The organism is Proteus sp. Marseille-Q3619 (genome assembly GCF_965283115.1).
Window position 1 is genome coordinate 3,371,293 of record NZ_CBDIMP010000001.1, and the last position, 20,911, is coordinate 3,392,203.

Sequence of the window (20,911 nt, forward strand, 5' to 3'; positions counted from 1 at the left end):
TTCAATATAAGTGCTTCTATAAATATCGTAATAATTAGCTTTAATTTTATACAAGGATCACGCTGTAAGACTGATTTTTGCTAAGAAAATAGACTTTTAAACATGTTAATGAATGCGTGGGGAAGAGGGGAAGGTAAGTTCTTTGATAGGAAAAAATACCTTTTTATTATGATAAAACATCAAAATGACGATTAAAGATGAATTATGATCTCCTTACCGTTATAAGAATTGATAATAAGACGTTCGTGAGGATCTCAAAAAGCACCCTATTTAGATAAGAGAATATAGTAAAAGAGTTTTTGTGTTTTTGCTCATTCCGTTCAATAAACAACTTATTTTTATTGTCTATCTAATTGATTTTTATTGATATTTATTTTTATTGATAATAACGGATTCGTGCTTTATCAATTAAATACAAATTTATTGCACTTTGTTTATCTAGAATAAAAAAGAAACTAAAGAAGAAATAACATTAGGAATAGATAATCAAGATTAGACTTTTTATATATCTCTATTAGATAAAATAATTGAGAGTGTTTTTTTATATTTACATTTTTGTAAATTTCAACTTATTAATTAATAGATTATTTTTTTAAAATATTTATTATTTACCTGCAAAAAAATGAAATCGATATTAAAATTAATAAAACACAATTAAAAGTGTTTATTTTTAAGTCTTTTATGAAAATAAAAAGTTAATTTTATTATGGAAAATATAAGGAGGTAAATTACACTTAAAAATAAAAACAACATTGTATTAACACAATGGTAACTATTGGGTAATTTATTCGCAACTAGTTAACATTAAAGTGTTTTTTTGATGTGGGTCAAGTTATTAATTGTGGCAAAAATTTCTGAATATGCTTAAATTGGCACACGATCAAATATGCTGTTACAAACCTAAAAGTCGTATTGTTGACCTAAGCTCAGAATTCAAATCTGGGTCACGCAAAATATATTTATTATATGTAAATATAAGCGTACTATTTGTAAGGTATTGTGTTTTTGGTCTTTAATATTCGTTGTTGTTTTTAGAGGCATTTATTGCTGGTAGTTATGAGGCTTTATAATTTAATAAAGTCGGGTTGCCGCAAGTCGGTGTCTTCCTGCTAGGAGCAAGGAGTCAAGATGTTTGATATTGTCGAACTGTCACGGTTACAGTTTGCCTTAACAGCAATGTATCACTTCCTGTTTGTCCCATTAACGCTGGGTATGGCGTTTATGCTGGCAATCATGGAAACGATATATGTTCTGTCGGGTAAACAAGTTTACAAAGATATGACAAAGTTCTGGGGTAAGTTATTCGGTATTAACTTTGCTCTGGGTGTTGCAACTGGGTTGACCATGGAGTTCCAATTTGGTACTAACTGGTCATATTTCTCTCATTACGTCGGTGATATCTTCGGTGCGCCTTTAGCAATCGAAGGTTTAATGGCGTTCTTCTTAGAATCAACTTTCGTCGGATTGTTCTTCTTTGGCTGGGATCGCTTAGGTAAGAAGCAGCACTTGATGGTAACTTGGTTAGTTGCTTTCGGTTCTAACTTCTCTGCACTGTGGATCCTTGTTGCGAATGGTTGGATGCAAAACCCTGTCGCTGCAGACTTCAACTTTGAAACCATGCGAATGGAAATGTTGAGTTTTGCTGATCTGGTTTTAAACCCTGTCGCTCAAGTTAAATTTGTTCACACCGTTGCTGCTGGTTACTGTACTGGTGCATTCTTTGTTCTGGGTATCAGCTCTTACTACTTGCTCAAAGGTCGTGATATCGGTTTTGCAAAACGTTCTTTCGCAGTTGCTGCTACTTTTGGTATCGCAGCTGTATTATCTGTTATCGTACTGGGTGATGAATCTGGTTACGAAATGGGTGACGTACAGAAAACCAAACTGGCTGCAATTGAAGGTGAATGGCATACAGAAGCCGCTCCAGCTGCATTTAATCTGATTGCATTCCCTAATCAAGAAAAAATGGAAAACTCGTTTGCATTACAAATCCCTTATGTGATGGGTATTATTGCAACGCGTTCTTTCGATACACCAGTATTAGGTCTTAACGATCTGATGAGTCAACACGAAGTTCGTATTCGTAATGGTATGAAAGCTTACGAATTATTAAGTGAATTGCGTTCAGGTAATACTGATCCTGCTATTCGTGCTGCCTTTAATGACGCTAAACAAGACTTAGGCTACGGTTTATTACTGAAGCGTTATACTGATAAAGTTGTTGATGCAACAGAAGAGCAAATCAAATCTGCTGCAAAAGACACTATTCCTAATGTCGCACCACTGTTTTGGTCATTCCGTATCATGGTTGCCGCAGGCTTCCTGATGTTACTGGTTGTTGCGATTTCCTTCTGGACAGTTCTGTCTAACCGTATTGGTAACTATAAATGGTTACTGCGTGCTGCTCTGTTAAGTATTCCATTACCATGGATTGCAGTTGAAGCAGGTTGGTTTGTTGCAGAATATGGACGTCAACCGTGGGCAATTGGTGAAATCCTTCCTACGGCTGTAGCAACTTCTTCACTGACACAGGCTGATATCCTTGTATCTATGGGTCTTATCTGTGGTCTGTACACATTATTCCTAGTTGCTGAAATGTTCCTGATGTTCAAATTTGGTCGCCTTGGGCCGAGTAGCCTGAAGACGGGTCGCTATCACTTTGAACAGAAGAACGCATCTTCTGCACAAAGTAAGTAACACAGGAGTCCACTATGTTTGATTATGAAGTATTGCGATTTGTTTGGTGGCTACTGATTGGTATCTTACTGATTGGCTTTGCAGTCACTGATGGTTTTGATATGGGTGTGGGTGTGTTACTACGCGTGATCGCTAAAGATGACACTGAACGCCGTATTTTAATTAACTCTGTTGCTCCTCACTGGGATGGTAACCAAGTATGGTTAATTACAGCGGGTGGTGCATTATTCGCTGCATGGCCAATGGTTTATGCTGCGGCATTCTCTGGTTTCTATTTCGGTATGATCTTCGTACTGGCGGCATTATTCTTCCGTCCAGTCGGTTTTGACTACCGCTCTAAACTGGAATCTCCAAAATGGCGTGGCATGTGGGATTGGGGTATCTTTATTGGTAGCTTCGTTCCACCATTAGTTATCGGTGTCGCTTTTGGTAACCTGTTACAAGGTGTTCCATTAGAAGTCGATAGTATGCAACGTGTATCTTATAACGGTACGACTAACGCCCTGATTAACCTGTTAAGCTTATTAAACCCATACGGTTTATTAGCGGGTGTGGTTAGCTTAATGATGATTGTTGCACATGGTGCAAGCTATCTTCAAATGCGTACTACTGGTGAGTTACATGAGCGTACTCGTAAAACAACGTATATTACCTCATTAATTACGTTTATCGCATTCGCATTAGCAGGTGTGTGGTTAATCTATGGTATCGATGGCTTTATTATTACAAGTGCTATTGATACAGCAGGTCCATCATCTCCACTGCTGAAAACCGTTTCTCACGAAGCGGGTGCTTGGATGACTAACTACAACAACTATCCAGTATTATGGGCGCTGCCTGCATTAGGTCTGTTATCTCCATTACTGGCGATTGTTGCAACTAAAGCAAACAAAGGTGGTTGGGCATTCCTGTTCACTTCACTGACTATTGCTTGTGTTATCCTGACTTGTGGTGTGACTATGTTCCCATTTGTGATGCCTTCAAGCACTTTCCCAGATGTGAGCTTAACAATGTGGGATGCAACTTCTAGCCTGTTTACTCTTCAGGTAATGACAGTTGTTGCGATTATCTTTGTACCTATCGTTCTCCTTTACACCATTTGGTGTTACTGGAAAATGCACGGTCGCCTCGATAAGAAATTTATCGAAGGCAATAATCATAGTCTTTACTAAGGAGCATAGAGTATGTGGTATTTTGCATGGCTTCTCGGCACACTCTTCGCTTGTAGTATTGCGGTTATCGCAGGACTGGCTTATGAGCATGCTGAAGCTAAAAAAACTTCAGAAAGTGAAGAATAATGTTGGATAAAAGCTACCAACTACTAGACAAGGGCCCTATTAGGGCTCTTGTTTTAATCATGGCGTTGGTCATGGCATTTTGTGTCATGTGGGATCCTAGCCGATTTGCAGCGAACACAAGTTCACTTGCAATTTGGCAAGGTATTCTTCTTATTTGGTCTGTGTGTGCTGGTGCAACTTTTGGTCTAGCATTTCGTCCTAAACATGTTGTTGCAAAATGTTTATTACATCCAATCCCTGCAATTATTATTTTAGTTGTTGGGTTAAGTTACTTTTTCTTCTAAAAAAATACCTTATTTCTGCTCATAATATGAAAAAGAAATAAGGTATTTTATTTTCTATAAAACAGCGCTAAATTCTTTCGTCCCCGTGTTTCTATAATTGAATATTCTCTTTTAAGTAATCAATAAATAAACGTGTTTTTCTTGGGATGTATTCGCTATAAGGAAAAATAATATTAACTGATTGTGTTAATAGCGATAATTCAGGAAATAGCACTACTAATTGATTTTTCAATAATTCTTGATGAACATACCAATGTGGTAAAATAGCCATTCCTGAATGCGCTAGTACCATTTTCTTTAATGCAGCAATAGTATTTGTTTCGAAGCAGGCATCTTGAGCTAATTGAGAGAGAAGGGTATTGAATTCTGAAGAGGCTGAAAGCTTACTTTGGCGCAAATTACTATTTGCTAAATAAGGAATAGTGTTTAAGTCATTAATGGTTTTTATTGAGAACTTTTGCAACAAATAAGGTGAGATAACTAAACTTATCTCATAATCTGCCAGTTTTGTAGAGCGATAATTACTGTCTTTTAATGTGCCAAGACGAATGGCAAGATCAAGTTTATGGTTTATTAAATCCTCAATAGAAGAATTAAACGCATATTGTACTTTTAGCTTTGGATGCAACTGCATAAATTGATTAAGTAATGGCAAAATATAGTGTTCACCAAATTCAGCCGTTGAGCTTAATCTCAACGATCCCTGTAATTCTTGTTGTCCTAATCGCGCCTTATCTAAAGTTTGTTCTAACTGATTTAACACTTGGCGAAAATCTTGATAAAGCATTTCACCGGTTTCAGTTAGTGAAAATCGCCGCGTATTACGATTGAGTAATGACACATCTAATTCTGTTTCTAACGCTTTGATATGAATACTCACCATCGATTTACTTAAACGCAAGTATTTTGCCGCTTGAGTAAATGATCCCGTATCAACAACAGCAATAAAAGAGCGAATTCGATCAATTTGATTTTGCATGATTGTTTACTCTGATTAAACAATAAATTCTATTTTGTCAGATAGACGAAATTCGTCAATCTTCCGTACTCTATGCGCGGAGGATTTTTATGACTTACCGCTATCGAATTGCATCTATATTTCTGCTGGGCTTCTTTATAGATTGCATTAACATTTTTATGTCAGCAATTGCATTACCTGCAATTGCCGATGATATGCAGATCTCTATTGTTTCTGTTACATGGGTTTCAAATAGTTATATTCTGGGATTAACATTAATTATTCCATTGAGTCACTGGTTATCTCAACGTTTTGGAATTAAAGCATTGATGGTAACGTCAATGTTGATGTTTAGTTTATCGGTCGCATTAGTGGGATATTCTCACTCTTTCATCGAACTTATTTTTTGGCGCTTTATTCAAGGCGTGAGTGGTGGACTGTTAATCCCAATAGGGCAAGCATTAACTTTTCAATATTTTCAAGGGCATGAGAGAAGTAAAATTTCAACACTTATTATGGCAATAGCCTTGATTGCACCTGCAATATCACCGACATTGGGTGGATTTATTGTTGATGTTGTTTCGTGGCGTTGGGTTTTTTATAGCAATATTCCATTTTCATTGATAACCGCGTTTTTAGCTTTTATCTGGGTAAAAGAGCCTTTACCTAAAGAAAACGCTATACCTGATATTAAAGGTATCATTCTTATTAGTTTGATTATTGTATCTGGATTGTTTGCGTTATCTGCATATGGTGAATATCACTCAATATTACTTGCTTTAGTGATTGCCGTACTTTCAACAATTTTTGCTGTACTTTATTATTACCATTATCGACGCCATTCATCGCCGGTTATTAATCTAGCATTATTAAAAAATAGAAATTTATCACTCTCTATTTTTATTTATTACTGTATTCCAGGTGTTTTTACTGGAGTGAATATCCTCGCTATTTTTTATTTACAACAATATTTAAAATTTACAGGTCAAGGCACGGGTATTTTTATGTTGTTGTATGCACTGGGTGCCTTTATTTCAATGATAATAAGTGGTGCGCTTTATAATAAATTAGGTATGAAACGCTTATTTATTATTGCATTGCTATTACACAGTATTGGTATTTCCTTATTAACCTTTGTAAATAGTAATACAGATATTCCATTACTTATTATTGCATATCTAATTATCGGAGTGGGTGGGGGAATTGGCGCAAACACGGCACAAACCACAGCATTGTATGACTTTAGTGCAAAAAAATTAGTTCAAGCAAGTGTTATTTGGAATATTAACCGACAAGTTGTTTTTAGTGTTGGGGCAACTATGGTTGCTATGTTATTTAATATTTTTTCTCTTTTTTGTTTACCACAAACAGCTTATAGCATGACTTTTTTAATATGCGCATTGATAGGCATATTACCTCTTACTTTATTACTTACACTAAAGAAAAAAGTTATTACACAGGAAATACAAGATGAATTCTAATAGTGATTTAATTATAGAAAGCATTAAATCTTTGCATGATGAGATTGAAACTGTTTTTACGCAATATCCACTACCAGTTGCTGCTATTACAAAAATAGAAAATCTTTTATTTCAAGAGTTTTCAATGGTTGGGATCAGCGGAAAAGCGGTGAGTTATGATGACGTTATTGCGATGTTCAGACAAAATGCAGGAAAAAGAAGTAGTCTGAAAATAAAAACAGATAATTATAAAATAATTTACCAGTCAGATTGTTTGGCGCTTGTCAGATATCAAGAAACACATAGTGAAAATAAGAAAATTCTTATGCGCGAGTCTGTGGTGTTATTAAGACGCAATTCTCATGATGGGAGTTGGCAATGGCACTATCTTCATGAAACCCCAATCTCAAATAATTAATTGATTTATATGGAAAACCAGTTTTTTAACTGGTTTTTTCTGTCATTAAAAATAATACTACTAAATTAGACAATCTATGAATTTCTAATTAGCAAGCATTTTTATGCTGTCTTAATAAAAATATTTTTTCTATTCAGAGCACAAAGCATATTGCGTGTTGCAAAGAAGAGTTTATGATTGGCGCCTGAAAACTGCGTTTTCTATTCTTTACGTTACTACGATTCCCTTAGAGCGACCGCTTAAGTATAGTTAGGTAACCTATAGCTACATTATTTATGGACTTAACTCGGGAAATGTAAGGAAGGTACTATGCAGTTTCTTTGGCCTGTTCGTGTTTATTATGAAGATACTGATGCCGGCGGTGTTGTTTATCACGCCAGTTATCTGAAATATTTTGAACGCGCTAGAACTGAACTACTCAGAGAAAAAGGTTTTCATCAGCATGATTTACGGGAGTATAATCATGTTGTATTTGTTGTACGTAAATTATCAATAGAATATATTGCGCCAGCTCGACTTGATAATCTTTTGCAAGTAGAAAGTGAAATTACCACATTGCGTGGTGCTTCGATGACATTTTCTCAAAAAATTATTAATGAAGATGGTTGTGTATTGTGTAGCGCAGAAGTGCTCGTTGTCTGCGTAGATTCATCAAAAATGAAGCCAGTAGCGCTTCCTAAGTCCATTATCGCGGAGTTTAAGTAGTGGCTGACATGAATGTTATCGATCTCTTCCTAAAAGCAGGGCTTTTAGTCAAGTTGATCATGTTGCTTTTAATCGGATTTTCTATTGCATCTTGGGCGATTATTATTCAGCGAACTAAAGTTCTGAATGCCGCCGATCGTGAAGCTGCAGATTTTGAAGATAAATTCTGGTCAGGTACTGATTTGGCTCGTTTATATAAAGATAGCCAAGCTCGTCGTGATGAATTATCTGGCTCAGAGCAAATTTTTCATTCTGGCTTTAAAGAATTTGCCCGTTTGCATCAAGCAAGCGTTCATGCTCCTGATGCGGTTGTTAATGGTGCATCAAGGGCTATGCGTGTTTCTTTCAATCGTGAATTAGAATCTTTAGAGAATAATATTCCTTTCCTTGGTACTGTCGGTTCTATCAGCCCATATATTGGTCTGTTCGGTACAGTCTGGGGGATTATGCACGCATTTATTGCATTAGGTAGTGTTAAACAAGCAACATTACAAATGGTCGCACCCGGCATTGCTGAAGCTCTGATTGCAACAGCTATCGGTTTATTTGCGGCAATCCCCGCAGTTATGGCTTATAACCGGTTTACGCAGCGTGTAAATAAACTGGAACAAAGTTACGATAACTTTATGGAAGAGTTCCTGACGATTTTACATCGCCAAGCTTTTACCTCCGCAGAAAAGAAATAGTTAACGCAGAAGGAGAGAGCTGATGGCACGGGGTCGCAGTAGCCGCCGAGGCGTAAAATCAGAGATTAACATTGTTCCTTTGCTCGACGTATTGTTAGTGCTGTTACTTATTTTTATGGCAACAGCACCTATTATCTCGCAAAGTGTTGAGGTTGATCTTCCTGAAGCAACAGAGACACAAACTGTTTCAAGTAACGATAACCCTCCTGTAATTGTTGAAGTTGCAGGTGTTGGGCAATACAACATTCGTGTTGATCAGGAAGTGTTAGAATTATTACCACAAGAACAGATTATGGCTGAAGCTAAACGACAACTGGAAAAAAATCCGAAAGTTGTCTTTCTTATTGGCGGTGCTAAAGATGTTCCTTATGATGAGATAATTAAAGCGCTCAACATGTTACGTCAAGCAGGTGTTAAGTCTGTAGGTTTAATGACTCAGCCTATGTAATTAGGTTGAAATAAGTTTGGATGATAGCGTGGGAAAGAAGACGAAACCAACCCGAAGTAAATTGAGCGGTTCAGTTATCTTGTCTACCGCCTTGCATTTACTCGTTGTCGCATTGCTTATCTGGGGGTCATTAACTCAGAAATGGGATTTAGGTGGTGGCGGTGGATCTGATGGACAAGTTATTGATGCTATTATGGTTGATCCTAATGCGGTGGTACAACAGTATAACCAGCAAAAAGCGCAACAAGCTAACGTCCAAAAAGCCGAGCAAGAGCGAAAAGAGCGTGCTGAGCAACAAGAAGAAGAGTTGCGTCAGCAGCAAATGAAAGAACAAGAACGTTTGAAAACGTTAGAAGTTGAACGTTTACAAGCGAAAGAAGCGGCAGAAGCTCAAAAACGTGAATCTGCATTAGCTGCTGCTAAAGCAAAAGAAGAACAAAAAGTTGCAGAAGAAGCGGCTGCACAAGCGAAAGCAGAGCGCGATCGCATCTTAAAAGAACAAGCTGATGCTAAAAAGCAAGCTGAGGCAGAAGCCAAGAAACAAGCAGAATTAGCCGCGAAACAAAAAGCGGAAGAAGCGAAGGCTAAAGCAGAAGCCGATGCTAAAGCCAAAGCTGAAGCGGATGCAAAAGCCAAAGCAGAAGCCGATGCTAAAGCAAAGGCTGCCGCAGAAGCGAAAGCTAAAGCAGCGGCAGAAGCCAAAGCAAAAGCGGCAGCTCAACAGCAAAGTAAAACAGTAAATAATTTACTTGATGGTTTAGTGGCTGACGGTAGCAAACAAAGCGGTGCATCAGCAGCAGGCCAAGGCGGTGGAAATCGTACTGGCGCAAATGGTGAAGGTGTAGATCGCTATAAAGGCCAACTGAAAGTTGCAATAGAACAGAAGTTTATTGATCCTGAATTATACAAAGGTAAAACTTGTGAGCTAAGAATTAGCATTGCACCTGATGGGATGCTAATTAATGCGAAGATTGCAGGTGGCGATCCTGCATTATGCCAAGTGGCATTAAGAGCGGCGAATACAGCTACACTACCGAAGCCACCGAAAGATGTTTATGAACAAGTAAAATCATCAGTAATTGAGTTTAAACCATAAAACTGTCTGATTGTAGGAAAACATACACTAATTTATAGCTATTTTAGAATGTTATTGATGCGTTGTATGGTGTTGTTGAAAAGCGTTTGTTACTATTCTGTGCGTTATTGCGTAATAACCGCAATAATAAAAGGGAGACATGATGAAGCAGGCATTAAATGTTATTTTCGGGCTTTTGATTTTATGCGTAACCACTCTGGCTAACGCTGAAGTTCGAATTGAAATTACACAAGGGGTAAATACTGCACGCCCTATTGGTGTTGTTCCTTTTAAATGGGAAGGCACAGGTCAAATGCCAGAAGATGTTGCTGGTATAATTGCGGCTGATTTACGAAATAGCGGAAAATTTAATCCGATTGATGTGTCTCGTATACCTCAACAACCAGTTACTGCTTCTGAAGTCCAACCTGCACTTTGGACGGCATTAGGTATTGACTCTGTTGTCGTAGGTCGTGTGCAACCATCAGCGGATGGTCAATATTTAGTGAGCTATCAGTTAGTCGACGTTGCTGGCTCTCCAGGTGCGGTTTTATCTCAAAGCGAGTTTAAAGTTCCATCTAAATGGTTGCGTTACTCTGCACATACCGCTAGTGATGAAGTTTTTGAAAAACTGACGGGTATTCGTGGTGCATTCCGTACACGTATTGCTTATGTTGTTGTGACAAATGGTGGCGCATATCCTTATGAATTGCGCGTTTCAGATTATGATGGATTTAACCAAGATCGTGTTTATCGTTCATCACAGCCATTAATGTCACCAGCATGGTCACCAGATGGTGCTAAACTTGCATATGTGACCTTTGAAAGTGGTCAATCTGCTTTAGTGGTACAAACATTAGCAACAGGTGAAATTCGCCAAATTGCATCATTCCCAAGACATAATGGTGCACCTTCGTTTTCACCTGATGGCTCTAAACTTGCATTTGCTCTTTCTAAGAGCGGTAGCTTAAATCTGTATGTTATGGATTTAGCAAGTGGGAATATGACACAGGTAACCAATGGTAGAAGTAATAATACTGAGCCATCTTGGATGCCAGATGGGCAGACTTTGGTCTATACTTCAGATCAAGGTGGAAACCCTCAAATTTATAAGGTTAATATTAACGGAGGAACACCAGAGCGTATTACTTGGGAAGGTAGACAAAACCAAAACCCAGCAGTAAGCCCAGACGGTAGTTTCTTAGTTATGGTAAGTTCTGCAAGCGGTAGGCAACATATCGCTAAGCAGGATCTAGAAACTAATTCTGTACAATATCTAACAGATACGTTTCTGGATGAAACGCCAAGCATCGCTCCTAATGGCACAATGGTTATTTATAGCTCTACACAAGGCTTAGGCACCATTTTGCAGCTAGTATCGACAGATGGACGTTTCAAAGCGCGTCTTCCGGCGACTGACGGTCAGGTTAAATCACCTGCCTGGTCACCGTTTATGTGATGCATAAAAATTATGTATGGCAAACAAATAAAGGAACAAATAGAGATGCAATTAAACAAAGTGTTTAAAGGGTTGATGTTAGCATTACCACTCGTTGCTGTTGCAGCATGTAGCTCAAACAAAAACGACGATCAAACTGATACAAACAATGTACCAGTTGTTGAACAAGGTCCTACTGCTGAAGAATTAGCACGTCAGCAATTAGAACAACTGAAACAACAAAACATCGTTTACTTCGGTTTTGACAAATATGACATTAGCTCAGACTACGCTAACCTGTTAGATGCACACGCAGCATTCCTGCGTTCAAATCCATCAGTACGTATCACTGTAGAAGGTCATGCTGACGAACGCGGTACTCCAGAATACAACATCGCTCTGGGCGAACGTCGTGCAAACGCTGTGAAAATGTACCTGCAAGGTAAAGGCGTATCTGCTGATCAACTGTCAATCGTTTCTTACGGTAAAGAAAAACCAGCTGTACTGGGTCATGACGAAGCCGCTTATGCGAAAAACCGTCGTGCAGTACTGGATTACTAAGAGAACGGCATGAACAACAGTAACTTCAGACCTTTCTTGATGAGTCTGTTGTTACTGGTTGGCGTAGCGGCTCCTGTAGCCGCTATTGCCCAAGCGCCAATCAGTAATATCGGTTCAGGTTCGACCGATGAACGACTCGCCCAACTTGAGCGTTTTTCAAATGCTCACAGCCAGCTTTTGACCCAATTACAGCAACAACTCGCTGATTCTCAGCGTGATATTGATATGTTACGTGGTCAAATTCAGGAAAATCAATACCAGTTAAATCAAGTTGTTGAACGCCAACGTAACATCTATCAACAATTAGATAGCCTTGGTGGCGGAGCTTCAACATCAACAGAAGCCACTCAACCTGATAATACTGCTTCTTCAACACCTCCTGCGGCAACTAATTCAGGACAAGGTGATGAGAAGGCCGATTATAATGCAGCAATTGATATCGTATTGAATTCTAAAGATTACGATAAGGCAATTGTTGAATTAAACAACTTTATCAATAACTATCCGAAGTCTAGCTATCAATCAAATGCACAATTTTGGTTGGGTCAGATGTATTATCTAAAAGGTAATAAGGATCAGGCTGCAAGCACATTTGCTATTGTTGTTAAAAACTATCCAAAATCTCAAAAAGCAAGTGAAGCCTTTTATAAAATAGGTTTGATCATGCAAGAGAAAGGGCAAAAGGATAATGCTAAAGCTGTTTACCAACAAGTGATTAAGCAATATCCAAATAGCGCTGGCGCTAAATTAGCGCAAAAGCAGCTAGGAACACTCTAATTATTGACCCCGTAATGTAAAATGTTGCATTTTCGGGGTTAAATGATTGTTTTTTCAGCGGTTGAATGTTTTTTTGAAAAAAAACATTGCACAAAAACATTAAATCAGTATTATTACCCGCCGTTGCCACAGAGAATGTGGCGAGTTCGAAAAAGGGTCGTTAGCTCAGTCGGTAGAGCAGTTGACTTTTAATCAATTGGTCGGGCGTTCGAATCGCCCACGACCCACCATTTTCGAACATCAATCCGTTTTTATTGAAATGGGTCGTTAGCTCAGTCGGTAGAGCAGTTGACTTTTAATCAATTGGTCGGGCGTTCGAATCGCCCACGACCCACCATTTCAATCCCTTCTCCGTATATCTATCATTCCCTAAACAGAACAGTAAGCAAACTCTTAGCTATTTTTCTATTTTTTGATAATGCAGTGCATTGTTTTATTAAACAATGAAGATAGTTTTCTCAAAATTGAAAAAACTACCTCGCTTTAATTAACAATCACATTGAAATCAGTAATGACAAACAATCGATGATGTAATCTGGGTGTATTCATTTTCAGTCAAAAATTCATTGTCAATCAGCCAATTACTGACAAGTTCTTGCGTTTTTATCGCAGTATCAATTGGGTGATTTAGCTGTTTTGAAGCATCAAGAAAAAATGCCATCATCACAGAAAGAGCGGCGGCGGCTTCATAAGGGGTACTCATTGCAAGTGTACTCTCTAATGAACGTAATGAATAAAACTTAGGTAGCCACTCTTTTAGGTTTTTTCCTTGATACCACACATCTTGTGTTGATGTTTGTAATGCAACTTGTTCAAGTAAGGCTATCAACCATTCACGCATATCATTCATGCGATAATTAGCAAACCAAAACTCATGGCGTAGAATGGCTACAGCGACTTGTGTGACTTCAAACCAGAATTCTTGAGCATTGCTGTAAGCTTCCTCTTTTGAAAGCACAGGAGGCGTTATAACGCTAATTTCAGGAAGTCCGTCACATAAACCTGTTTTATCAAGTAGGATTTGATATCCACGCTGGTAAACTGGACTGAGCCCTTCACTTTTCATGTTAAAAATACGTTCAGGCTCTGCCATCATGATATCCATTTTGCGACCTTGAGCTAAAACATGTAAATAAATAGGCCAAAGCTTACCTTTAGGATCTTCACACTCTAATTGTAAGTTAACAAGGTCATCACCAAATTGTGATAACCAATGTCGGTTTTTTGCGAGTTCAGTCGCACCATAACCGATAAGCTCTATATCAATATCAGAATAACTGTCTATCTTTTTATTGCGGCCTAATGATCCTGTTAGTACTACAGCTTCAATTCTAGGATCAAGGAGGGCAAAAGATAGTATGTGATCGATTAAACGTGTTGTTGGCTCCATATTTCTCTCTAGTAAGTAAAACGTATAAAGTTATTTGCCGTTTTTATTGTTTAAAAAGTGAATCAGAATAATTTGTTTAGTATATAAAACATTTATTTGTTATTTTTATTAACTAGCAACATAATATTTAGTATCAAAAACACAGTACTATTATAAATATGAATTTATAATATATCTTTACTACTTTGCAAAGATGTCGCAATAACCCATATTTTCTTTGTTTTTTCTATGATTAAGTCGGGGTTGTAAAATGGATGTCATGAGTTGGTTTAGTATCAATAATATTTTAGTCAATATTCCGTTAGGAGAGGGAGGATATCCGCTTTCATGGATTGAAGCTGTCGGTACTATTGCTGGACTATTGTGTATTTGGCTTGCCAGTCAGGAAAAAATTATTAACTATTTATTTGGACTGATTAATGTCACCTTATTTGCCATTATATTTTTCCAAATTCAGCTGTATGCAAGCTTATTACTTCAAATTTTCTTCTTCGCAGCCAATATTTATGGATGGTATGCATGGAGCAGAGTGAATGACTTTGAGCAAGCGGAGTTAAGAATACGTTGGTTAAAATCAAGTCATCGTCTCTTTTTAATCGTTGTTTCAATAGCTGCCATTGCCGCTCTTACTTTCAATATTGATACTGTATTTGGCTATTTAGCCGTTGTTGCTGTTGATATATTAAATGTCTTTGGTGCAAATTTAGCTACGCCAGTTCTTGAACCTGACGCATACCCATTCTGGGACTCAGCAATGACAGTGCTTTCTATTGTCGCGATGATCTTAATGACACGGAAACTAGTTGAAAATTGGCTAGTTTGGTCTGTTATTAACGTGATTAGTATTGTTATATTCTACAAACAAGGTGTTTATGCAATGTCTGTTGAATATATCATCTTACTTGCTATCGCGATTAATGGTTCTCGCTTGTGGATCAAAACAGCAAAACGCTCTAGCAGAAATAATTATCTCTCCTAATAAAAAAGGCTGGTAGAGTTATCTTTCTCTCCAGCCTTACTATTCATTGTTTTTATTCTTATTCTTAACGCAATTTTGAATCATTATTTTGCTTAAGTGCGCTATTTCCCTTTATGTTGAAATTTTTAGAAAGGTGACTATAGGTGCTTTAGATTGAAAGGGTGTTTACAGATAGAAAACGAATGGTTAGATTGGAAAAGCAATAATAACATTGACTAGATAACATAGAGTGGATACACGGGAATGAATTATCAAAATGATGACCTTAAAATAACACAAATTAATGAACTCTTACCGCCAGTGGCTTTATTGGAAAAGTTTCCAGCGACTGATAATGCGGCTTTTACAGTTCGTCATGCCCGTGAAGCTATTCATCAAATCCTAGCTGGAAAAGATGATCGTCTATTAGTGGTAATTGGACCTTGTTCTATTCATGATCCGAAAGCTGCGCTGGAGTATGCACAACGTTTAAGTCTTATTAGAGAAGAGCTTAAAGACAACCTTGAAATTGTAATGCGTGTTTATTTTGAAAAACCACGCACAACTGTAGGTTGGAAAGGTTTAATTAACGATCCTCATATGGATCATACTTTTGATATTAATGAAGGTTTACGCATTGCTCGTAATCTTTTATTAACGATTAATGATAGTGGCTTGCCAACGGCTGGCGAGTTCTTAGATATGATAACGCCGCAATACGTTGCTGATTTAATGAGTTGGGGCGCAATTGGCGCTCGTACTACAGAATCACAAGTTCACCGTGAGCTTTCATCTGGCTTATCTTGCCCTGTTGGTTTTAAAAATGGTACAGATGGCACCATTAAAGTAGCGATTGATGCGATTAATGCTGCGGGATCGCCACACTGTTTTCTTTCTGTAACCAAATGGGGACATTCTGCCATTGTGCGCACAGCAGGTAATGCTGATTGCCATATTATTTTACGTGGTGGCAAAGAGCCGAATTACAGTGCTGAACATGTTGCCGCTGTAAAAGAAGGGCTTAAAAAAGCCGGTTTACCACAAAATGTAATGGTAGATTTCAGTCACGCAAATAGTTGCAAGAAATTTGAAAAACAAATGGAAGTTGGTGCTGATATTTGCCAACAAATTAGCGCGGGTGAAAAAGCATTAATTGGCGTTATGATCGAAAGTCATTTAGTGGAAGGTAGCCAATCATTAGAAAGCGGTGAGCCTTTAGTTTATGGCAAAAGCATCACTGATGCATGTATTGGTTGGGATGATACCGAAACGCTGTTACGCCAATTAGCAGATGCGGTTGTGGCTCGTCGTAATAAAGCGTAATAATTAAATTTAGAGTATAAAAAATGCCACTTTTACGTGGCATTTTTTTATGTAACTCAAAATAAAATTATTTTGCTTTACCTTGGTTAGCAACAGCGGCTGCTTTTGCTGCGATTTCGTCAGCATTACCTAAGTAGTAACGTTTGATTGGTTTCATGTTTTCATCAAACTCATAAACTAAAGGTACAGCAGTTGGGATATTCAGCTCAAGAATTTCATCTTCGCTCATGTTGTCTAGGTATTTAACCAGAGCACGCAGTGAGTTACCGTGAGCGGCGATGATAACTTTCTCACCAGAAGCAACACGCGGTTTGATCACTTCTTCCCAGTATGGTGTTACACGGTCGATAGTCAATGCTAGGCTTTCAGTTAATGGCAGTTCTGCCGCAGTTAAAGATGCATAACGTGGATCTTTACCTGGGAAACGTTCATCATCTTTAGTTAATTCTGGTGGAGTGATCGCAAAACCACGACGCCATTGTTTAACTTGCTCATCACCGTATTTTTCAGCGGTTTCAGCTTTGTTTAAGCCTTGCAGAGCGCCGTAATGACGTTCGTTTAATTTCCAGCTTTTTTCAACTGGCAGCCATTGTTGATCAACTTGATCAAGAATGTTCCACAGGGTGTGAATTGCGCGTTTCAGAACAGAAGTATATGCATAGTCAAAAGCAAAACCTTCAGCTTTCAGCAGTTTACCTGCTTCTTGCGCTTCATTACGGCCTTTTTCGGACAGCTCAACGTCAGTCCAGCCTGTAAAACGGTTTTCTTTGTTCCATACACTTTCACCGTGTCGAACTAGCACAAGCTTAGTTACTGCCATAGTTTAGACTCCTATAATTACTTTCTTAATATAAGTTTAAAATTAGCACTTCAATCATTATATGGATCATCGACAAGAACGCCAAACATAAGTGACAAAACAAGGGTGATTAAGTCAAAAATGTCGTTTGTTCGATGAATTATTGCACAGTTGTCACACCTTTTGCTTAATCGTTCAAGCTATTAATCTAGCGGGATCGGCGTAAAAAAACAAAATATCCGTTTTGTATAAAAAATAGACGAAATGGCGCCCATAAAAACGACATATTTTTTATTTATTATTGTTCAAATAATATGCAAAAAATGTCGATTTAAATAAAAAATTCAGACGCTAAGTTTAGCGTTAATTTCCAAAATCATTGCCCTGATTATGACAGTAAAAATCCATATTTAACAAATTTCTTGCTGATAGCGATAAATTTCGCCGTCTTTAATAAAAGTCAATCGATGAGTAATACATAATGGTGCGTCTTCTTGATGGTGACTCACAAATAAAAGCTGTGTATTACTATGGCTTATCATGATATCAATAAAACGCTGTACTAAGAGTCGATTCGTTGTGTCTAATCCTTGCAGTGGTTCATCTAGAATAAGCAAAGTAGGGTGCTTAACCAAGGCTCTAACAATTAACACTAAACGTTGTTGTCCCCAAGATAAGGAATGAAATGGATTATTGGCATGGGCTGTTAAACCAATCAATGCTAACCATTCATCAGCGAGTTTAAGCTGTTTATCTGTAATAGCCTGATAAATACCAATTGAGTCATGAAAACCTGAAATAATGACATTTTTTACACTTGAAGAGACACGATAGCTTTGGTGTAAGGCATTACTGACATAACCAATATGGCGTTTAATTTCCCATACTGTTTCGCCACTTCCTCTTTTACGGCCAAATAATGTTAAGTCATTACTATAGCCTTGAGGGTGATCGCCAGTAATCAAACTTAATAATGTCGATTTTCCTGCGCCATTAGGACCTAAGATTTGCCAATGTTGTTGCGGTTTGACTTCCCATGTTAAATGATAAAGTACGGGTTTATCGTTATAACTCACTACACCATTTTTTAAAATGATTGGAGAAAGTGTTGGAGATAATTGTGGGATTGCATCTGGCGAGTCTTGTTCAGGTAATGTGAAGCTTTTAAGTGTTTCACTGTGAGATAATTGTGCGATCACTGAATCAGATAAAATCGACTCCTTTTCACCTTTAGCCACTAATTCGCAATGAATAAGTAAACCTGCATGTTGAATAAAATCAGGAATATCATTAAAACGATTTAAAATGAGTACAATCGTCAGATTTTGTTGATGTAATAGTATGAGTAATTCATTTAGTGCACGACGAGAATCAATATCTAGACCATCAAAAGGCTCATCTAAGATTAATAGATCAGGTTCATTCATTAACAGTTGAATAAGCAGTATTTTGCGAGATTCACCAGTAGAAAGGTATTTAAAACGTCTTGATAATAAGTATTCAACACCAAACTGTTTTGCTAATAAAAGACACTTATCATTATCTTTTACCTGCATTTGGATAACTTGAGCAACCGTTAAACCTGTGTCTTCTTCACCTTCACTGAGTAAATCGGTGTTATTACGACGCCACTCTTCTTCAATCATTTTTTGTAGTTTTTCAAAAGAGAGGCTAATTGGCCGAGTAAAGGTATTAATGAACTCACCTGATAGCAAGACACCTTCTTGACATAATGCGTTTGCTAATGCGCTTTTCCCACTTCCATTACTGCCTACAAATGCCCAACTATCACCTTCATTAATTGTTAAATCATTAAGTTGCAAACAGAGTGCATCGCTTAATCGAAATTGTGTTTTTTTGAGTTGCAAGTATTTCATTATTTTTATCCGTCGCTTTTTAGAGCAAGTAGAGTACTTACCAATATCGGGTTAACTAATAATTGTCAATATTTGCTGAATTATTCTTAGGTGAAAAAAAGCTTAAGTGCCTTTTAAAAAATGATAAGTATTTAGTCATAAAGTTTATGTAATTATATAAAAAATTACTCAAGGATGATTTTTATATGCATAAATTTAAAAATAAAAGGATTAAATTGTTATTATTTTTATTGCTAATATTAGTAAGTAAAATGAGTTTTCCCAATATTAATAATAATGGTGTTGATAAAAATAATTGTTTTTTGATTAATGAAATAAAAATAGAAAATGCTGAGTTATTAAGTGGCAAAAAGCAGAATAAACTAACATCAAAATATCTATATCGATGTTTAACAGTAAATGACATACAGAGTATCGTTAATATTATAACAAATGAATATATTAAAAAAGGTTATATCACTTCACAAGCATTTATTTATCATCAAGATCTCACTAATAGTAAACTTACAATTAAAGTGATAGAGGGAAAAATAAAAGATATTTTTATTGATGATGCTCCATCTCGATTAGTCAATATTATCTTTCCATCGTACAAAGAAAAAAGATTTAATTTACGTGATTTAGAGCATGGGCTTGAACAGCTTAATCGATTAGCAACAGCACAATATACATTAGATATTAAACCTAGCGATAGTGTGGGATATTCTTCTATTTTTATTGTTCAAAACAATAAAAAATTGCCTTTTAAAAATCAATTAACCTTTGATAATTCAGGTACTAAAACAACAGGTAAAATTCTATTAGACAATACCACAACAATAGATTCGTTATTTGGATTAGGCGAACAATGGAGTTTCTCACTGAGTACAAATACAGATTTATCTCGTTCGCACTATTCTCGCTCTTATTCTGCAAGTGTGAATATTCCTTATGGATACTGGTTTTATCAGTATCAATTATCTTATCGTCAATCCTCTTATCCTTTCCTCAGTCATAATGTTCAACACGCTTATAAAAATAAAAATAGAGATCAGCAATTTGATATTAGTCGTTTAGTCTATCGTGATAATAAGCAGCGAATAATATTAAAGAGTTCGCTGAAACATAAAAAAGTAAGGACACAATTAGCACAACAAAAACTACGAATAAATAGCCCCACATTAACCTCTTTATCATTTAGCCCTCAATATAATTTAACACTCAAACGAGGATATTTAACGATTAGTCCAATGGTAGAAGTGGGGCTTTCTTTTTTTGGCGCATCACCTGATTATATTGCTGAAAACTCACCTCGTAGTCATTACCGAAAATTAAGCATAAATTTAAGCTATCAATATTTATTTATTTATTAATAAATTTTCCTACATTACATCATTTTATGGGCAATATACGCCAGATAATCTTTATAGTGTAGAGAAAGTAGCGATTGATGGAATAAAAGCAGTCCGTGGATATAAAGAAACAAACCTGAATGCAAATAGTGGTTTTTATTGGCGTAATGAAATAAATACACCAAAAATAAATTACTTTTTAGGTGATGTTAATTTTATTTTTGCGCTTGATTATGGTGTTGCTTATTCAGATAAATATGAAACAAATAAGAATAAAGTAATTGGAAGTGCAATAGGTGCTTCTCTTTATCATTCCATTTTCTTTTCTCAGATATTAATTAGTAAACCGTTAATTTACCCAGAATCACTAAAATCAGATCACTGGTCTTTGTTTTGGTCTATTTCTTTGGCTATTTAAAATTTGGAGT

The 20,911-nt window shown here is 36.9% G+C and carries 21 protein-coding genes and 2 tRNA genes; 19 read left to right on the forward strand and 4 right to left on the reverse strand.

The annotated features are described in order from the left end of the window. Positions 1-1,128 precede the first annotated feature (1,128 nt). From cydA to ybgE, 4 genes are read left to right on the forward strand one after another with little or no spacing between them, the layout of a single operon-like run. Positions 1,129-2,697, forward strand: a complete 1,569-nt coding sequence (gene cydA, locus ACWPWK_RS15505; RefSeq protein WP_109373951.1) for a cytochrome ubiquinol oxidase subunit I — start codon at positions 1,129-1,131, stop codon at positions 2,695-2,697. A gap of 14 nt (positions 2,698-2,711) precedes the next feature. Next, a complete protein-coding gene (gene cydB, locus ACWPWK_RS15510; protein ID WP_109373952.1) occupies positions 2,712-3,869 on the forward strand; it encodes a cytochrome d ubiquinol oxidase subunit II in 1,158 nt (385 codons plus the stop codon). Between the two features lie 12 nt (positions 3,870-3,881). Beyond that, the gene (gene cydX / locus ACWPWK_RS15515; RefSeq protein WP_004244425.1) at positions 3,882-3,995 is read left to right on the forward strand and encodes a cytochrome bd-I oxidase subunit CydX; all 114 of its coding nucleotides are present in this window, start codon (positions 3,882-3,884) and stop codon (positions 3,993-3,995) included. After that, a complete protein-coding gene (gene ybgE, locus ACWPWK_RS15520; protein ID WP_075672722.1) occupies positions 3,995-4,279 on the forward strand; it encodes a cyd operon protein YbgE in 285 nt (94 codons plus the stop codon). Before cydX ends, ybgE begins: the two co-directional genes overlap by 1 nt. 91 nt (positions 4,280-4,370) lie before the next feature. On the opposite strand, the gene ACWPWK_RS15525 is transcribed toward ybgE, so the two are convergent. Continuing rightward, positions 4,371-5,258, reverse strand: coding sequence for a LysR family transcriptional regulator (locus ACWPWK_RS15525; protein ID WP_109373953.1), 888 nt, complete (start codon positions 5,256-5,258; stop codon positions 4,371-4,373). An 89-nt stretch (positions 5,259-5,347) separates the two neighbouring features. Between ACWPWK_RS15525 and ACWPWK_RS15530 the strand changes: the two genes are divergently transcribed. The 11 genes from ACWPWK_RS15530 to ACWPWK_RS15580 all read left to right on the forward strand — a co-directional run bounded on the left by ACWPWK_RS15530 (position 5,348) and on the right by ACWPWK_RS15580 (position 13,142). Continuing rightward, positions 5,348-6,718, forward strand: a complete 1,371-nt coding sequence (locus tag ACWPWK_RS15530) for an MFS transporter (RefSeq protein ID WP_109373954.1) — start codon at positions 5,348-5,350, stop codon at positions 6,716-6,718. Beyond that, entirely contained in the window at positions 6,708-7,115 is a 408-nt protein-coding gene (locus ACWPWK_RS15535; protein WP_454209214.1) for a hypothetical protein, read from the forward strand. Before ACWPWK_RS15530 ends, ACWPWK_RS15535 begins: the two co-directional genes overlap by 11 nt. Before the next feature lie 309 nt (positions 7,116-7,424). Then, on the forward strand, positions 7,425-7,820 hold the full coding sequence (gene ybgC, locus ACWPWK_RS15540; RefSeq protein ID WP_109373956.1) for a tol-pal system-associated acyl-CoA thioesterase: 396 nt from the start codon (positions 7,425-7,427) through the stop codon (positions 7,818-7,820). Further along, a complete protein-coding gene (tolQ, locus tag ACWPWK_RS15545; RefSeq protein ID WP_109373957.1) occupies positions 7,820-8,506 on the forward strand; it encodes a Tol-Pal system protein TolQ in 687 nt (228 codons plus the stop codon). The genes ybgC and tolQ overlap by 1 nt, the downstream gene beginning before the upstream one ends. 22 nt (positions 8,507-8,528) lie before the next feature. Next, positions 8,529-8,954: a colicin uptake protein TolR gene (gene tolR / locus ACWPWK_RS15550; protein WP_109373958.1), complete on the forward strand. Its 426-nt coding sequence runs from the start codon at positions 8,529-8,531 to the stop codon at positions 8,952-8,954. A 28-nt stretch (positions 8,955-8,982) separates the two neighbouring features. Then, positions 8,983-10,050: a cell envelope integrity protein TolA gene (gene tolA, locus ACWPWK_RS15555; protein WP_109373959.1), complete on the forward strand. Its 1,068-nt coding sequence runs from the start codon at positions 8,983-8,985 to the stop codon at positions 10,048-10,050. A 142-nt stretch (positions 10,051-10,192) separates the two neighbouring features. Continuing rightward, positions 10,193-11,488 carry a Tol-Pal system beta propeller repeat protein TolB gene (tolB, locus tag ACWPWK_RS15560; protein WP_109373960.1) on the forward strand — a complete coding sequence of 432 codons (1,296 nt, stop codon included), beginning with the start codon at positions 10,193-10,195 and terminating at the stop codon, positions 11,486-11,488. Between the two features lie 45 nt (positions 11,489-11,533). Beyond that, complete coding sequence (gene pal, locus ACWPWK_RS15565; protein ID WP_100159459.1) at positions 11,534-12,028, forward strand: peptidoglycan-associated lipoprotein Pal; 495 nt, start codon at positions 11,534-11,536, stop codon at positions 12,026-12,028. A 9-nt stretch (positions 12,029-12,037) separates the two neighbouring features. Continuing rightward, positions 12,038-12,805: a tol-pal system protein YbgF gene (ybgF, locus tag ACWPWK_RS15570; RefSeq protein ID WP_100159460.1), complete on the forward strand. Its 768-nt coding sequence runs from the start codon at positions 12,038-12,040 to the stop codon at positions 12,803-12,805. 154 nt (positions 12,806-12,959) lie between these two features. Beyond that, positions 12,960-13,035: transfer RNA gene (locus tag ACWPWK_RS15575), tRNA-Lys, on the forward strand. Positions 13,036-13,066: 31 nt separating this feature from the next. Continuing rightward, positions 13,067-13,142: transfer RNA gene (locus ACWPWK_RS15580), tRNA-Lys, on the forward strand. Between the two features lie 168 nt (positions 13,143-13,310). Here ACWPWK_RS15580 and ACWPWK_RS15585 read toward each other — a convergent pair. Next, the gene (locus ACWPWK_RS15585) at positions 13,311-14,195 is read right to left on the reverse strand and encodes an aminoglycoside 6-adenylyltransferase (protein ID WP_109373961.1); all 885 of its coding nucleotides are present in this window, start codon (positions 14,193-14,195) and stop codon (positions 13,311-13,313) included. A 250-nt stretch (positions 14,196-14,445) separates the two neighbouring features. On the opposite strand from ACWPWK_RS15585, the gene pnuC reads away from it, so the two are divergent. Beyond that, the gene (pnuC, locus tag ACWPWK_RS15590; RefSeq protein WP_109373962.1) at positions 14,446-15,174 is read left to right on the forward strand and encodes a nicotinamide riboside transporter PnuC; all 729 of its coding nucleotides are present in this window, start codon (positions 14,446-14,448) and stop codon (positions 15,172-15,174) included. A 243-nt stretch (positions 15,175-15,417) separates the two neighbouring features. Then, entirely contained in the window at positions 15,418-16,476 is a 1,059-nt protein-coding gene (gene aroG, locus ACWPWK_RS15595; RefSeq protein ID WP_109373963.1) for a 3-deoxy-7-phosphoheptulonate synthase AroG, read from the forward strand. A gap of 67 nt (positions 16,477-16,543) precedes the next feature. Here aroG and gpmA read toward each other — a convergent pair whose 3' ends face one another. Both gpmA and modF read right to left on the reverse strand, forming a co-directional pair. After that, complete coding sequence (gpmA, locus tag ACWPWK_RS15600; protein ID WP_099075932.1) at positions 16,544-17,296, reverse strand: 2,3-diphosphoglycerate-dependent phosphoglycerate mutase; 753 nt, start codon at positions 17,294-17,296, stop codon at positions 16,544-16,546. Between the two features lie 389 nt (positions 17,297-17,685). Beyond that, positions 17,686-19,152, reverse strand: coding sequence for a molybdate ABC transporter ATP-binding protein ModF (gene modF / locus ACWPWK_RS15605; RefSeq protein ID WP_109373964.1), 1,467 nt, complete (start codon positions 19,150-19,152; stop codon positions 17,686-17,688). Positions 19,153-19,337: 185 nt separating this feature from the next. On the opposite strand from modF, the gene ACWPWK_RS15610 reads away from it, so the two are divergent. After that, positions 19,338-20,504 carry a ShlB/FhaC/HecB family hemolysin secretion/activation protein gene (locus tag ACWPWK_RS15610; protein ID WP_279629312.1) on the forward strand — a complete coding sequence of 389 codons (1,167 nt, stop codon included), beginning with the start codon at positions 19,338-19,340 and terminating at the stop codon, positions 20,502-20,504. A gap of 13 nt (positions 20,505-20,517) precedes the next feature. Then, positions 20,518-20,901, forward strand: coding sequence for a ShlB/FhaC/HecB family hemolysin secretion/activation protein (locus ACWPWK_RS15615; RefSeq protein WP_279629313.1), 384 nt, complete (start codon positions 20,518-20,520; stop codon positions 20,899-20,901). Positions 20,902-20,911 lie beyond the last annotated feature (10 nt).

Coding starts and splice junctions, on each gene's coding strand:
- modF (WP_109373964.1), bottom strand. CDS start 19,152: ATGAAATACTTGCAACTCAAAAAAACACAATTTCGATTAAGCGATGCA.
- ybgC (WP_109373956.1), top strand. CDS start 7,425: ATGCAGTTTCTTTGGCCTGTTCGTGTTTATTATGAAGATACTGATGCC.
- ACWPWK_RS15585 (WP_109373961.1), bottom strand. CDS start 14,195: ATGGAGCCAACAACACGTTTAATCGATCACATACTATCTTTTGCCCTC.
- ybgF (WP_100159460.1), top strand. CDS start 12,038: ATGAACAACAGTAACTTCAGACCTTTCTTGATGAGTCTGTTGTTACTG.
- cydA (WP_109373951.1), top strand. CDS start 1,129: ATGTTTGATATTGTCGAACTGTCACGGTTACAGTTTGCCTTAACAGCA.
- cydX (WP_004244425.1), top strand. CDS start 3,882: ATGTGGTATTTTGCATGGCTTCTCGGCACACTCTTCGCTTGTAGTATT.
- tolR (WP_109373958.1), top strand. CDS start 8,529: ATGGCACGGGGTCGCAGTAGCCGCCGAGGCGTAAAATCAGAGATTAAC.
- ACWPWK_RS15530 (WP_109373954.1), top strand. CDS start 5,348: ATGACTTACCGCTATCGAATTGCATCTATATTTCTGCTGGGCTTCTTT.
- pal (WP_100159459.1), top strand. CDS start 11,534: ATGCAATTAAACAAAGTGTTTAAAGGGTTGATGTTAGCATTACCACTC.
- cydB (WP_109373952.1), top strand. CDS start 2,712: ATGTTTGATTATGAAGTATTGCGATTTGTTTGGTGGCTACTGATTGGT.
- ybgE (WP_075672722.1), top strand. CDS start 3,995: ATGTTGGATAAAAGCTACCAACTACTAGACAAGGGCCCTATTAGGGCT.
- ACWPWK_RS15525 (WP_109373953.1), bottom strand. CDS start 5,258: ATGCAAAATCAAATTGATCGAATTCGCTCTTTTATTGCTGTTGTTGAT.
- ACWPWK_RS15535 (WP_454209214.1), top strand. CDS start 6,708: ATGAATTCTAATAGTGATTTAATTATAGAAAGCATTAAATCTTTGCAT.
- tolB (WP_109373960.1), top strand. CDS start 10,193: ATGAAGCAGGCATTAAATGTTATTTTCGGGCTTTTGATTTTATGCGTA.
- pnuC (WP_109373962.1), top strand. CDS start 14,446: ATGGATGTCATGAGTTGGTTTAGTATCAATAATATTTTAGTCAATATT.
- aroG (WP_109373963.1), top strand. CDS start 15,418: ATGAATTATCAAAATGATGACCTTAAAATAACACAAATTAATGAACTC.
- ACWPWK_RS15610 (WP_279629312.1), top strand. CDS start 19,338: ATGCATAAATTTAAAAATAAAAGGATTAAATTGTTATTATTTTTATTG.
- gpmA (WP_099075932.1), bottom strand. CDS start 17,296: ATGGCAGTAACTAAGCTTGTGCTAGTTCGACACGGTGAAAGTGTATGG.